The sequence below is a fragment of the Microbacterium sp. NRRL B-14842 genome (assembly GCF_050470785.1).
Window position 1 is genome coordinate 946415 of sequence record NZ_JBFLUM010000001.1, and the last position, 12852, is coordinate 959266.

Consider the following 12852-nt stretch of genomic DNA (forward strand, 5'->3'; position numbering starts at 1 on the left):
CCTGGAAGGACCGTCATGTCCGACACATCCGCCATCCCCGCTCCTGGTGCCGTCGCGCCCGGATCCGAGTCCGAGTTCATCGACTCCGCGAACACCCCCGAGACCCGAGGCATCGAACTCATCGACGACGCCCAACGGCACGGGAGAGCGCGCGATCTGTTCTTCGTCTGGAGCGCACCGGGCGTCAGCGTGCTGAACATCACGGTCGGCGCGTCGATGACGCTCGTGCTCGGCCTGGAGATCTGGCAGGCGCTGCTCGTGATTCTGGCGTCGAGCGTGCTCGCTCTGCTGCCGGGCATCGTCGCCATCTCCGGACCGGCAGCCGGCACGTCCGGCTCAGTGGTCCAGCGAGCGATCTACGGCATCCACGGCAACAAGATCGTCATCGCGTTCTACGGCTGGTTCATCTCGGGGGTCTTCCTCGCGCTGAACTGGGTGGCGGCGTCGTTCATCGGCGGCGAACTGCTCGTGCGGTGGGGCTTCCCCGATCCGATCGCGGCATCGATCCTGGTGGCGGTCGTGGTCTCGACGATCACCGTGATCGTCGCCGTGTACGGTCACGCCCTCATCCTGAAGGCCTACCTGGCGATCTCGATCGGGCTGTTCGTGATCTTCGCACTCGTCATCGGCTTCATCGCCCCCGCGCTGGATTGGGGGTTCGCGCAGCCCGAGCCGCTCAGCGGGCTGCCGCTGTGGGTGAGCGTCACGATCGCGTTCGCGCTGATGGCATCGTCGCCGCTGTCGTTCAGCAACAGCGCCGACATGGCCCGCTATCTGCCACGCGACACCACAGCGTCCGGCATCATCGGCGCGACCGCGCTGGGACAGCTCTTCCCCGCGGTGCTCATCACCGCCTTCGGCGTCGTGCTGGGCGGTTCCATCGGGCCGGACAGTCTCGCGAACGGCATCGAGTACTCCCTGCTCGAGAAGCTGCCGGTCTGGCTCGCCCCGCTGTTCGTGCTCGGCGTCCTGGTGAACTGCATCTCGCTCAACGGCATGACGACCTACACGGCCAGCATGGCCCTGCAGTCGATCGGCGTGCCGATCCGCCGCATCCCCTCCGCGATCCTCATCGGTGCGCTCGGCTGCGCGTTCACGATCGTGCTCGTCGTCGCATCCGACCTGATCAGCGCCGTCAACCTGATGCTGCAGTTCCTGCTGATCATCTCCGTGCCCACGATGGGCGTCTACGTCGCCGACATCGTCCTGCGCCGCAACCGCTACTCCGGGACCGACCTGTTCGACGAACGTTCCGGCGGCAGGTTCTGGTATACCCGCGGCTTCGGCATCCCGGGTCTCGTCTCCGTGGTCGCCGGTGGCTTCGCCACCGCGATGTTCCTGTCGACGACGGTGTGGACCGGCCCGCTCGGCGCGGCGCTGGGCGGGCTCGACCTCTCGGTGCCGATCGGACTCCTGGTCTCGATCGGCCTGTACGCCGTGCTCGCAGGACGGACGGTGCGCACGCAGACCGGCGGCTGAGACCGGGGGCCTCCGCGGGTGCTCTCTTCGGCCACCCGCGCCAGATCACGTTGTGCCATCAGCCCGACCGAGCAAGGCCCGGAAACCCGAACGAGTCTCCGGGCCTTCTGCATCCCCCGTCAAGGGGGTACGGCGCCGCCGTCTCGCGTCCTAGCGTTCCCCCATGGCTATCGAACTGAACCGACCGGCACTGAAGCTCGCGCGTTCCCTCGTCCGCGATGGCAAAGTCGTGCGGGATGAACGCGACGACTGGTCCGAGGCAGCGCCCAGCGCAGAGGACGAGAACCGTTTCATTGACGAGCACGGGTGGACGGAGTTCTCCCACTGGCACCTCGGCATCGACAAGAGCGAGAACCCCGAGACGAAGAAGGCGTACAGCTTTCCCTTCGGCGACTTCCAGAAGGTCCGTCGCTCCGGCGTGATCTCGGGTGAGAGCCGCGCCGGGCAGTACGACCACACGGAGATCAGGGACGAGCTGCGGAAGCTCCTCGAGCTCATCGACTCCGAGGACGCCTGACGCCACGCGTCCGTATGCTCGTCCCAAGGCTGTTTCGATGACGACGGGGTGGGGCATGGTCGACGACACCGGCAGGGACGACGCGGACACGAGCGACGAGACGGAGGAGGACCTCCCGTACTACACACCGCCGTTCGGCAGGGAAGAGGTCCCCGGGTTCCTCGACCGGCTTGTCGCCCACCTGCTCGCGGGAGAGACGCGGGAGGCCTTCACGTTCGAGGGGGTGGAGGTCGAGGAGTCGCAGGGGGTCTGGCTGCTCCCGCTCGGCGGCTACGACCCCGACGCCGACGAGTCGCTGCAGCCGAACCCGCCCGCGGACCTCGTGGTCCCTGAGGGCGGATTCGCCGCCTACGCGGAGGAGTGGACGGAGGGCGTGCGCCGGACGCTGCACGAAGCGTGGGGCGCGCCGATGGTGCGCAAGCCGTCGCTCGTGGGGGAGAACCAGGATCCGGAGGGCATCCTCGACGTCGTCCTCGTCTCGGTCGGCATCCCGGAGGCGGAGATGTGGGACCGCGGCGATCTGTACTGCGTGCTGGTCACGAACTGGGACGCCGAACCGCGGCAGAGCATGCTGCGCCAGGCGATGGTCGTGCTGCCGCGGGAGTACGCCGTCGGCAGCCTCAGCGCGCTCCTGCCCGAGGAGGACATGCACAACGACCTCCTCATGAACGGCGAGCATCCGCTCGAGCTGCGGCGCCGCGCCTGGCTGCTGAGCACACTGTTCGGCGCCGGGGAGGTGCGGCTGCGCGACGTCGACACCCCGGCGTCCCGCTTCAGCCTGCAGTCTCGCAGCGGGGTGACGACGGTCTGGACGTTCACGGACGACGGCCGCATCCTCGTCCTCATCCAGGACCCGACGTCGACGTTCGCGGACGAAGCGCCGGCGCAGTTCCTCGCCGAGGTGGCGCAGCAGCACGGTGGCGAGGCGGCGGACGTCGTGGACTCCTCCGAACGGGAAGCGGATCTGGCGGAGGCGTGGCTGATTCTGGCCGCGCGCATGCTCGACAGGGTGCCGGACGACCTCCGTGCCCTCATCGCCGCCCGTGGCGAGGACGCCCGCGGCGCGGTCGCGGAGCACGACCTGGAGTTCCGCATGCTCGGCGACGAACCTGTGCCGGTCATCACCGGCGCGGTGTGGTTCGACGGAGCGCACTGGTGCGTCTCGCCCTCGCTCATGGAGATCGGCCGCCGCAACGACTTCGGCATGGACGACTTCGGTTTCGGCGCCGCGGTGCGGCAGCCGTATCGCCTCGGAGGCGCGCTCACCCTCGACGAGATGTCCCGGGAGGGCGACGAGCGGCGCGCCTGGTTCGAGCAGGTCTTCGCCGCGTGCCCGTACCCGGAGCAGGACCGCCCGTCCGACACGGACCGCCTCGGCTACGCGGTACCGACGAGCGGCGACCATCACGACCTCGTGGCGGACATCGAGCGCGTCACCAGAGCGTGGTGGGAGCGCTCGCCGGAGGACGCCGACTGGGCGGATCGGACGTTCGAGATCGGCGGACGCGGGCTCCGCGACGACCACGGTCGGGCGCTCCGCGTCGTGCTCGCCTCGGGGGAGCGCTGGACGGTCGATGCACTCCAGGCCTGGGCAGACGACCTCATCCGCATCATGGGCGAACGGTGGGGAGCGGCGGGGGAGATCCACGCCCGCAACGAGAAGACCGGAATCGATCGCCGCAGCCCGCTCACCCGTGTCATGCGCGCCACCGGACTGCTCACCGCGCCGCTCTGGTGGGTGAACGGCCACGCGGTGGCTGTCGTCGCCGGGACACCCGACCCCTCGTACGGCGACGACCCCGAAGTCATCATCGTCATCGCGCGACCGGACGCCGTGCTCGACCTCGCGCGGGGGAGCAGTCCCTGGGAGCTCCGGATCCGCTCCCGGATCATCTCCGACGTCTCCGCCCTCGTGGGTGGCGCCCCCGCGTCCGAACCCGTGCCGTGGAACGGCCCGCCGCTCGCGGGCGCATCCCTCGTCCCCGATGCGATGCGCGGCGGCTTCCGCACCGGCGACCACTTCTGGACGTGGCACTTCACCCACGACGGGCGCGGCCTCCTCCTGTCGCATCCGACGGGTCCCGACGCCGCCGCGCGACCCGAGCCCACCTTCGAGGAACAGCTTGCCCTGTTCGGCGGGGTGCCCGACGACCTGCTGTCGCTCGTGGTGGACCGAGACCAGGGAGGGTTCTTCCCAGTCGTGCATCGCGAGGCTTCGGCCCCTGGCCCCGCTGAGACCGGCGGCCTCCTCCCCGGCGCGACGACCCTGCCCGCCGTGCACGCCGTGTTCTGGCGGGATGACGTCGACTGGCGCGCCTCGGAAGGGATGCTGCGACGGGTGCGCTCTGCCCTCGACCCGGACGACGTGGACACGACGAACCCCCTGGAGACCATTTACGCCGAAGCCCTGGGGGTGCCGCAGCTCCAGTGGGCGCTGCGGATGGGGGACCGCATGGGGCCGCCGACCCTGCTGGATGCGCCGTACGCGAGCTTCGTCTTCGATCGGGTGCCCGAGCGGGAGGAGATCGAGCAGGTCTACGCGGGCCTCGGGGTGTTCCCCGATCTCGCACTCACGGGCACGCTCAACGATCTCCTCGACGTCGTCGTCGATGCTCCGGGATACCGGTTCCTCCTCGACGCCGCGCTCAGCAACCCGCATGCCGACCGCCGCCGCGAACTCGCGCTCTGGCTCTTGGACCAGCGCCTCGACGCGTCCTCCTCCCTGTCGTTCCTGAGCCCGGTCAACGTCCTCTTCGCCAACCCCACGCTGGACGCGGAGGACGAGCCGGTACTGCGACGCCTCCTCGAGAAGGGCGCGATCCCGGGCCCGACACCCGTCGCGACGCTCCCGGAGGGTCATCCGTTCGTGCAGCTGCTGGATCGCGACATGGAGGAGACCGCGCTGGCGCCGCTGGTGCGGACCCTCCTCGTGCACGGCGATGTCGACCCCGCGACGCCGGCTCTCCCCGACGGCCGCAGCTTGCTGGACTTCGCAGCCGGCCCCTTCCCGCACGGACGGTCGAGGGACGCGCTCGCGTCGGCGATCCGCGAGATCGCCGTGGGCAGGAACCTCGACACCGAGACGGAGCCGGAGCGATGAGCGCTGAGCCCGGAGCGCGCGGGGATGATGCGGAATCGTACGCCCGTGCCCTGCGCACCGTGCTCGACACGGAGAGCGAGCGCGTCGCCGCCGCCCTGGGGGACCTGCACCGCGCCGCCGTCGAGGCGGAGAACGGTGTGGAGGCGATCCTCATCGACGTCTTCGTCGACCAGGACGGCGAGGGCCCGTTCGACGTCTGGGCGCGGTTCGAGGGGGCTGACGCCTTCGCGCTGGACCGACGTCTCGACGAGCAGCGCCATCTGTTCGGGGTCGAGTGGACCGCGGACGGCTGGGAGCCCGCGGTACCATCGCGCCCGCGCCGGTGGACGCGGGATCGCCTGGAGGAAGCCGTCCTCGTCATCGTCGCCGAGTGGATCGAAGGCCTCCTCCCCGCGGACGCGAAGGAGGGCCTCTTCTGGGTCGGAGCGCCGGACCTCGGCTACGCCTGACCGCGCGCGGGTTGCCGCGAACGGCCCGACCGCCCGTCGCGCGGTGATAACGTCGGGCTATGAGTGACCGCGTGAGCGTCGAAGCCCTCCGCTATGCCCAGGCCGTCTCGGAGACCCACTCCTTCGGTGCCGCCGCGCGTGCCTACGGCGTGACGCAGCCCGCTCTCTCGACCGGTATCTCCAAGCTCGAGGATCGTCTGGGAGAGCGCCTGTTCGAGCGCTCGCCCCGCGGAGTCGTCCCGACGGCCTTCGGTGCGCATCTGCTCCCGGTCATCGACCGCGCGCTCCTCGCCGTGGACCAGGTGGCCGCCGAGGCCGCGCGCTGGAACCGGTCGGCCGAGGCACGGGTGCGGGTCGGCGTCTCCCCGCTCATGAACCCGGCCATCGTCGCTCGTGCCTACACGGCCGTGTGTGCACTTCCCGCTTCTCCGGCGCCGCGGCAGCTCGTCCTCCGCGAGGCGAACGTCGCCGACCTGCGGCGCGAGCTCTCCGCCGGCGAGCTCGACCTCATCCTCGTGCCGTCCGTCGCCCCCATGCCGCGGTTCCGGCACCGTATCGTCGATGCGGAGCCCGTGGTCGTCGTCGACCAGGAGCCGTCGCCGGACGGCCCCGTGGAGCTCAGCGACCTGACGGACGCACCCCTGATCCTGATGCCGGACACGTGCGGGCTGACGACCTTCACCACCGATCTCTTCGCTGCGAACGACGTTCCGCTGAGCGCCTACGACGGCGAGGCCGCGACCTACCGTGTGCTCGAGGAGTGGGCCAAGCTCGGCCTCGGCACGGCGGTGATCCCGCGATCGAAGCTCGCGTCCCCGGACGCGCCGCACCGCACGCTGCGTGAACGCGGCATGGACGTGGAGATCTTCTACGAGGCCGTCTGGGATCCTTCCTCCCCGCTCGCGGACGACCTGGCCGAGCTCACCGCCGCGCTCTCGCTGGATCCCGCCGCCGTCCGGTCATAAGCAGTCGTTATCACTCCATCATGCGCGCTCGTCTACTGCGGCGGGCTCTCGCTTCGTAGCGTGGAGACGAGACGGCACCCGCCGTCCATGACGGAGAGGAGCCGCACAATGGCCGAGCTCGACAGGGAATTCACCGGACGCACCGCGATCGTGATCGGGGGCACGAGCGGGATGGGTCTCGCCATCGCCGAGCGGATCGGACGGGAGGGCGCGACCGTCGTCCTCGTCGGCCGGCGCGGGGAGAAGCTGGAGGCGGCGCGGGCGTCTCTCGTCAGCCACGGCATCGACGCCATCACTGTGCAGGCGGACCTGACGGACCCCGCGAGTGTGGCGGCGCTCCGCGCCCGCGTCGCCGCGGAGCACGCCGACACCGATCTCCTCGTCAACGCGGCGGGCGTCTTCGCGCCGAAGCCGTTCCTCGAGCACACCGAAGCCGACTACGACGCATATCTGGACCTCAACCGGGCGACCTTCTTCGTCACCCAGACGGTGGTCTCCGGCATGGTCGCGCAGGGCCGCGGCGGAGCCGTCGTCACCCTCGGTTCCATGTGGGCGCACCAGGCCATCGCCGCGACGCCGTCGTCGGCGTACTCGATGGCCAAAGCCGGCCTGCACTCGCTCACGCAGCACCTGGGGATGGAGCTGGCGTCGCACGGCATCCGCGTGAACGCGATCGCCCCGGCGGTCGTGCGCACCCCCATCTACGAAGGCTTCATCCCGAAGGACGAGGTCGACGAGGTGGTGTCGAGCTTCGACGCCTTCCACCCGCTGGGCCGCGTGGGGACCCCGGAGGACATCGCCGAGGTCGCCGCGTTCCTGCTGTCCGACCGGGCCGGCTGGGTGACCGGAGCGGTCTGGGACGCGGACGGCGGCGTGATGGCCGGGCGCAACTGAACCCGCCCTCTCCCGACGCTCCGGGAACCTAGCTGCTCGGCGAGGTCTCCTCAAGCCCCTCGATGACAGCGGCTCCGGCGGGAAGACTGGGGCCAGCCCGATCGAAGGAGGAGATATGGAATCGACACCCGACGACGTCGTCGGTCAGCCGCTGCGCGACGGCGACGCGACCACCGAGGCCGACCCGAGCAACGATCCCGCTCAGGCGGAATGGGAGCGCACGGAAGCCCTCGACGAGGGTGCGACGCCGGAGGAGTTGGACGCGACCACCGCGACGGGCCGTGATCCGGACGAGATCCCGGACCCCGACGACCAGGTGCCGGCGGCGGACCTGCCGGGTTCCGCGCCGCAGCCGGAGAGCCAAGGGGAGGATCCGGTCCTCGCCGATCTCGGCGAAGAAGGCCAGGGCGACCTGGGACCGGGGGACGTCTGATGGCCATCACGTCGATCGTCACCCGCTCGAAGAACGGCCAGTGGGTCAACGAGGTGGAGGGCGCGCCGGAGCTCTCCCGCAGCTACACCAGCCGCGATGAGGCGATCGAGGAGGGTGAAGCGCTCGCCTCCGAGCACGGCGCCCGCCATGAGGTCGAGGAGAGCGAGCCGACCGGCACGATCACCGACGGCGGCGACCCGGACGACGTCTGAGACCGGACGGTCTCTCAGCGGAGGATGACGAGTTCGCGCGTCGTGCGGGTCATCGCCACATAGCGGTCGACCGCCCCCGTGCGCCCGGAGCCGAAGGCCTCCGGGCGCACGAGGACCACGAGGTCGAACTCCAGCCCTTTCGCTTCCTCCGGCGTCAGCGCGCGCACCCGGGGGCGCGGCACGGCACTCTCGTCGCCGATGACGGCGGCGACGCCCTCGGGGTTCGCCGCTGCCCACGTGTCCAGCACCGCGTCGAGCTCGGCCACCGCGCCGTAGCGGACCGGGATGCCGCTCTCCCGCACGGAGGTCGGGACGTTCGCGTCGGGCAGAGCCTCGCGGATCGTCGGTGCGGCCAGCGCCATGACCTCGGCCGGAGTGCGGTAGTTCACCCGGAGCGAGGAGACCCGCACGTTCCGCAGGCCGAGACGTTCGAGGCGGGCGGACCACGACTCGGTGAACTCCCTCCGCGCCTGGGCCCTGTCGCCCACGACGGTGAAGCTGCGGGAGGGGCACCGTGCGATCAGCATGCGCCACTGCGCATCGGTCAGCTCCTGGGCCTCGTCGACGACGATGTGACCGAAGGGGCCGGCGAGTTCGTCCGGCGGGAGCGGGGGAGGCACGTCCGCTCCGGCGAGAACGTTGCGCGCATCCTGACCTCGCAGGATCGACATCACCTTCATCTCGCTGTCGTCGCTCGCGACGAGGTGCTCGACCACCGCCGACATCTGCTCCTGCGCCGCGGCCGCCGCGCCCTGCCGACGGTGCTGCTCGCGGACGACCTCGGGATCGCCGATCCGGCGGTGCGCGGCGTCGAGGAGGGGAAGATCGGGATCGGTCCAGGGCGCCCCCTCGGCACGGTGCAGCAGGGCGAGCTCCTCGGGCGCGAGGTCGGGGGCGCACTGCGCGAGCAGCGTCGGGGACGCCCAGAGCGCGGCGACCACCGCTTCCGGCGCCAGCAGCGGCCACGCCCGTACGAAGGTCCCGGTGAGCTCGTCGTCCTGCCGCAGCCACCGGCGGATCGAGGACTCCGGAACGTCCTCGCCGTGCACCTGGTCGACGAGCAGTTCCAGCAGCTCCTCCCACACCTCGTCGCGGGCCTCGTTGAGCGGGGAGGCGGGATCGGCCGCGGCGAACAGCTCGCCCCAGTCGTCTCGGCTGATCCACAGATCGGCCCACGGCGTCTCGATGCGGAGCGCGTGCCTCGGCGGCCGGGTCAGGACGGCGACCGCCGCCTCGATCACCTGGTCCGGGTCGAGGCCCTGCTTCAGCTCGGCCACGCGGGGGTCCTGCTCTGCGACCGCGCCCGCGCCCTCGGGTGTGAGGTCGCGCAGGGTGCACAACCGCACCGTGTCCTCGCCGAGACTCGGCAGCACGTCCTCCACATAGCCGAGGTACTGCGGGTTCGGACCCACGAGGAGCATGCCGCCGGCGCCGTTCGTCAGCCGCGGCTCGGCGTACAGGAGGTGCGCCGCCCGGTGCAGCGCGACCACCGTCTTCCCGGTGCCGGGCCCGCCGTCCACCACGAGAGCGCCGGGGGAGGGGGCGCGAACGATGGCGTCCTGATCCGCCTGGATCGTCGCCAGCACGTCCCGCATCCGCCCGGTGCGGTGCGCCTCCAGGCTCGCGAGGAACGCGGACTGATCGTCGAGGGATGCCGCACCGTCGAGACCCTCCGGCGACAGGGCCTCGTCCCAGTAGTCCGTGATCCGGCCTGCGTTCCATCGGTACCGTCGCCGGGAGATGAGTCCCCGGGGGTCCTCCCAGGTCGCCGCGAAGTACGGTTCGGCTGCCGGAGCCCGCCAGTCGACCAGCAGACGGGTGCCGTCCGCGTCGGACACCCCGGCGCGCCCGATGTACACGGGCGGGCCCTCCGCAGGGGTCATCCGCCCGAGGCACATGTCGATGTCGAAGCGCTCCCGCAGGCGCAGGGTCGCACTGAGCCGTCGGATCTCGAGGTCGCGGTCGACCACCGTCACACCGGCGTCCGCGGCCTGCCGACGGACGAGGGCGAGACGAGCGGTCAGGGCGTCCCGCTCCCGGGACAGCGCGGCGCCGAGACGCCGGAGGTGGGCACGATCGACGGCGATGAGGGCATCCGCGGATTTCGCCGCGTGGTCGTCGGGCAGGGTGAAGGGGTCGAGCACCGGAGGTCTCCTTCGCGAGAGCGGGCGGGGGCACGCGAGCCGTCGATTCTGCCTCGCGAGGGGGGCCTTGTGGCAAGCCCCCACCCCGGCGATATCCTGGAAGTGCAGGGAGACGAGGGGACCTCATCATGACCCATCGGATCGGCTACCTCATCGGCAGCCTCGCATCGGACTCGATCAACCGCGTCCTCGCCACGGCGCTCGTGCGGCTCGCCCCGCCCGACCTGGAGCTCGTGGAGATCCCCATCCGGGACCTCCCGCTCTACAACCGCGACGACGAGCTCGAACCCGTCGCCGCTGTCACCGCGTTCAAGAGTGCCGTCGAGGGGGCGGACGGTCTGCTGCTCGTGTCGCCGGAGTACAACCGCTCCATCCCCGGTGCGCTGAAGAACGCCATCGACTGGGGTTCGCGGCCGTGGGGGCACAACTCCTTCGCGCGGAAGCCCACCGGCATCATCGGCGCCTCGACCGGGGCGATCGGCACCGCTGTCATGCAGTCGTCGATGCGGAGCGTGCTGAGCTTCCTCAACGCGCCGCAGCTGAACGCCCCGGAGGCGTACATCGCGTTCCGGCCCGAGGTGTTCGGTGCCGACGGCACGGTGCACGACGCCGACACCGAGAAGTTCCTCGCGCACTACATGGAGGAGTACGCGGCGTTCGTCGAGCGGGTCCTCTCGCTCACCGCGCCGGGTCACGTCGGCGATCGGTAGGCCGTGCTCGCCGCGTCAGGAGGGCATGTCCGCGACGAGGGTGCTCAAGGCCATGGCGTCATGGGGCGCGTGCCCGCGGGCGTCGTTGTCGAAGTACACGTAGACGTCGCGCGGCTTCCCGTCGTCGGCTCCTGAGCCGTCCGCCCATCCGCGGATGAGGGCCGCCCACTCCCGCAGCTCCGCGTCCGTGTACCCGCTGTGATAGAGCATCTGCGCACCGTGGAGTCGGACGTAGACGAGGTCCGCGGTGAGGACGTCGAAGCGAGGCCACTTCCCGGCGGTGTCGGCGACGACGAGGGAGGTGCCGTGCTCCTGCAGAAGACGCAGGCTCGACGGATCGGCGAACGAGTCGGAACGCGGTTCGAGGGCGTACCGGAGTGGGCGGTCGGCATCGATCTCCAGCCACGCCCGGTCCTGCAGCCGCTCGTCATGACGTCGAGCGAGCGCGAGGGCCTCCGCCGTCGTCCGGGGAAGGGTGTCGAGGAACGACTCCAGGAGCTCGGCGTCGAAGCGTTGACGCTCGGGGAGCTGCCAGAGGATCGGTCCGAGGCGGGGACCGAGGGCGAGGACCCCCGACGCGAAGAAGTTCGCCAGCGCCTGCTCGACGTTCCGCAGCCGGAGCATGTGACTGACGTAGCGCGAGCCCTTGACCGCGAACACGAAGTCCTCGGGAACGCTCGCCGCCCACCGCCGGTAGCTGTCCGGCCGCTGCAGGGAGTAGAACGAGCCGTTGAGCTCGACCGTGGGGAACAGCGATCCGATGTGTTCGAGCTCTCGTCGCTGCGGCAGGCCGCGCGGGTAGAAGTCGCCGCGCCACCGGGCGTACCGCCATCCGGAGACGCCGATGCGGACCCGGCCTCCACCGCCCGTCCGCGTCATCGCCGCCTCCCTCGGGTCAAGCCCCTTGCCGCTGTCATCCGGCGTCGGCAAGCTGGAGACATCCACACCGAAGGAGGAGAAGCCATGTCCCTGAATGACCATCCGATCGACGATGTGAAGCCCGAAGCCGACCTGCAGGAGCAGGAGCGCCTCGCCGCGGAGACTCCCGAGGACCCGGAAGCGCCGACCCCCTCGGCACCGGAGCCGCACCCCATCGAGGCGGATCCCGCGGATGCCGCGGAGCAGCGGATCGAGGTGCCCCTGGACGAGGACGGCCTCGACGAGCCCGCCGACGACTGACCGCCTCCGGCGGTGTGCGCGCCGGAGTGGCGTCGGAGACTGCGGAGAGGCGTCATGGTGCACGACCGTAGTCCGGCGGGCGCGCGCGTTCGCCGGGGTTGACGCTCGGCGGGACGGCGGCTAGCCGCGGGGTATGCCCTCTCGACGGGACCGCCCCAACTCGGTGCTGCCGAGAGGGCTCACCGTCCTACCCGGACGGTTGGGGAGGCGGCGAAGTCTCGCTGTCTCTACGGCTGATCCCCCAGAGATTCAGCCGGTAGCCCCCGCTACGAGAGCAGGATATCCCTTAATCTCCTTGTCCGCCATTTGGGGGACAAAGATTTCTTCGAAAATTCTGCGCGGCTCCGATCCCTGTCGCCGATGCCAGCCGTTCCGTAGGGTGGGGGCATGGACAGGATGCTCGTCTTCGCCGGTCAGGTCGCGCTCCCGGTCGGGCACCGGGTCGAGGTCTCCGAACTCGTCGACCCGCAGACGGAGGAGCCGGTCGTCCTCTCGCTGCTCGACCTCGATACCGGTATCCGCTACCGTCGCGCCGAGGAGCCGCGGGCCGAGGTGACGCACTGGATCGGTCGCGTCCTCGACTGCACGGTGGCGGTGGGCGTCGCTCCGCGGACGTCGCTGCTCCTCGACCCCATCGGGCCCTCAGCCAGCGGCGCGGGCATCGCTCTGCGGGGCGCGGACGCGGCGGTCAACGCGGCCAAGGCCGAGGCTGATCGCTGGGGTGGATCGGATCGGCCCCCGCCGGAGGAGCCCGAACGCTTCTGGTGACC

At 70.7% G+C, this 12852-nt stretch carries 13 protein-coding genes; 11 read left to right on the forward strand and 2 right to left on the reverse strand.

Annotation, left to right across the window (positions count from 1 at the left end):
• Positions 1-15: 15 nt before the first annotated feature.
• From AB1285_RS04790 to AB1285_RS04825, 8 genes are all read left to right on the forward strand, one after another.
• Positions 16-1479 carry a purine-cytosine permease family protein gene (locus AB1285_RS04790; protein WP_370428865.1) on the forward strand — a complete coding sequence of 488 codons (1464 nt, stop codon included), beginning with the start codon at positions 16-18 and terminating at the stop codon, positions 1477-1479.
• Between the two features lie 163 nt (positions 1480-1642).
• Positions 1643-1996 carry a hypothetical protein gene (locus AB1285_RS04795; protein WP_187661832.1) on the forward strand — a complete coding sequence of 118 codons (354 nt, stop codon included), beginning with the start codon at positions 1643-1645 and terminating at the stop codon, positions 1994-1996.
• A gap of 37 nt (positions 1997-2033) precedes the next feature.
• On the forward strand, positions 2034-5096 hold the full coding sequence (locus AB1285_RS04800) for a hypothetical protein (protein ID WP_366236873.1): 3063 nt from the start codon (positions 2034-2036) through the stop codon (positions 5094-5096).
• A complete protein-coding gene (locus AB1285_RS04805) occupies positions 5093-5545 on the forward strand; it encodes a DUF6389 family protein (RefSeq protein WP_187661830.1) in 453 nt (150 codons plus the stop codon). The genes AB1285_RS04800 and AB1285_RS04805 overlap by 4 nt, the downstream gene beginning before the upstream one ends.
• 59 nt (positions 5546-5604) lie before the next feature.
• Positions 5605-6510: a LysR family transcriptional regulator gene (locus AB1285_RS04810; protein WP_370428864.1), complete on the forward strand. Its 906-nt coding sequence runs from the start codon at positions 5605-5607 to the stop codon at positions 6508-6510.
• 108 nt (positions 6511-6618) lie between these two features.
• A complete protein-coding gene (locus AB1285_RS04815) occupies positions 6619-7404 on the forward strand; it encodes an SDR family NAD(P)-dependent oxidoreductase (protein WP_370428863.1) in 786 nt (261 codons plus the stop codon).
• A 115-nt stretch (positions 7405-7519) separates the two neighbouring features.
• The gene (locus AB1285_RS04820; RefSeq protein WP_370428862.1) at positions 7520-7837 is read left to right on the forward strand and encodes a sugar ABC transporter ATPase; all 318 of its coding nucleotides are present in this window, start codon (positions 7520-7522) and stop codon (positions 7835-7837) included.
• On the forward strand, positions 7837-8049 hold the full coding sequence (locus tag AB1285_RS04825; RefSeq protein WP_187661826.1) for a DUF2188 domain-containing protein: 213 nt from the start codon (positions 7837-7839) through the stop codon (positions 8047-8049). The genes AB1285_RS04820 and AB1285_RS04825 overlap by 1 nt, the downstream gene beginning before the upstream one ends.
• A 14-nt stretch (positions 8050-8063) precedes the next feature.
• Here the strand turns inward: AB1285_RS04825 and helR are convergent, their stop codons facing one another.
• Positions 8064-10193: an RNA polymerase recycling motor ATPase HelR gene (gene helR, locus AB1285_RS04830; RefSeq protein WP_370428861.1), complete on the reverse strand. Its 2130-nt coding sequence runs from the start codon at positions 10191-10193 to the stop codon at positions 8064-8066.
• 125 nt (positions 10194-10318) lie between these two features.
• Here helR and AB1285_RS04835 point away from each other — a divergent pair, with 125 nt between their 5' ends.
• Entirely contained in the window at positions 10319-10903 is a 585-nt protein-coding gene (locus AB1285_RS04835) for an NADPH-dependent FMN reductase (RefSeq protein ID WP_187664183.1), read from the forward strand.
• A gap of 15 nt (positions 10904-10918) precedes the next feature.
• Here AB1285_RS04835 and AB1285_RS04840 read toward each other — a convergent pair whose 3' ends face one another.
• Complete coding sequence (locus AB1285_RS04840) at positions 10919-11782, reverse strand: DUF72 domain-containing protein (RefSeq protein WP_187661824.1); 864 nt, start codon at positions 11780-11782, stop codon at positions 10919-10921.
• An 84-nt stretch (positions 11783-11866) separates the two neighbouring features.
• Here AB1285_RS04840 and AB1285_RS04845 point away from each other — a divergent pair, with 84 nt between their 5' ends.
• Positions 11867-12082 carry a hypothetical protein gene (locus AB1285_RS04845; RefSeq protein ID WP_187661823.1) on the forward strand — a complete coding sequence of 72 codons (216 nt, stop codon included), beginning with the start codon at positions 11867-11869 and terminating at the stop codon, positions 12080-12082.
• A gap of 387 nt (positions 12083-12469) precedes the next feature.
• Positions 12470-12850 carry a hypothetical protein gene (locus AB1285_RS04850; RefSeq protein ID WP_268777345.1) on the forward strand — a complete coding sequence of 127 codons (381 nt, stop codon included), beginning with the start codon at positions 12470-12472 and terminating at the stop codon, positions 12848-12850.
• Positions 12851-12852 lie beyond the last annotated feature (2 nt).

Bases quoted from the DNA above. Each gene is read 5' to 3' on its own strand.
- AB1285_RS04795 (WP_187661832.1), top strand. From the start codon at position 1,643: ATGGCTATCGAACTGAACCGACCGGCACTGAAGCTCGCGCGTTCCCTC.
- AB1285_RS04815 (WP_370428863.1), top strand. From the start codon at position 6,619: ATGGCCGAGCTCGACAGGGAATTCACCGGACGCACCGCGATCGTGATC.
- AB1285_RS04800 (WP_366236873.1), top strand. From the start codon at position 2,034: ATGACGACGGGGTGGGGCATGGTCGACGACACCGGCAGGGACGACGCG.
- AB1285_RS04805 (WP_187661830.1), top strand. From the start codon at position 5,093: ATGAGCGCTGAGCCCGGAGCGCGCGGGGATGATGCGGAATCGTACGCC.
- AB1285_RS04845 (WP_187661823.1), top strand. From the start codon at position 11,867: ATGTCCCTGAATGACCATCCGATCGACGATGTGAAGCCCGAAGCCGAC.
- AB1285_RS04820 (WP_370428862.1), top strand. From the start codon at position 7,520: ATGGAATCGACACCCGACGACGTCGTCGGTCAGCCGCTGCGCGACGGC.
- AB1285_RS04825 (WP_187661826.1), top strand. From the start codon at position 7,837: ATGGCCATCACGTCGATCGTCACCCGCTCGAAGAACGGCCAGTGGGTC.
- AB1285_RS04850 (WP_268777345.1), top strand. From the start codon at position 12,470: ATGGACAGGATGCTCGTCTTCGCCGGTCAGGTCGCGCTCCCGGTCGGG.
- AB1285_RS04840 (WP_187661824.1), bottom strand. From the start codon at position 11,782: ATGACGCGGACGGGCGGTGGAGGCCGGGTCCGCATCGGCGTCTCCGGA.
- AB1285_RS04790 (WP_370428865.1), top strand. From the start codon at position 16: ATGTCCGACACATCCGCCATCCCCGCTCCTGGTGCCGTCGCGCCCGGA.
- AB1285_RS04810 (WP_370428864.1), top strand. From the start codon at position 5,605: ATGAGTGACCGCGTGAGCGTCGAAGCCCTCCGCTATGCCCAGGCCGTC.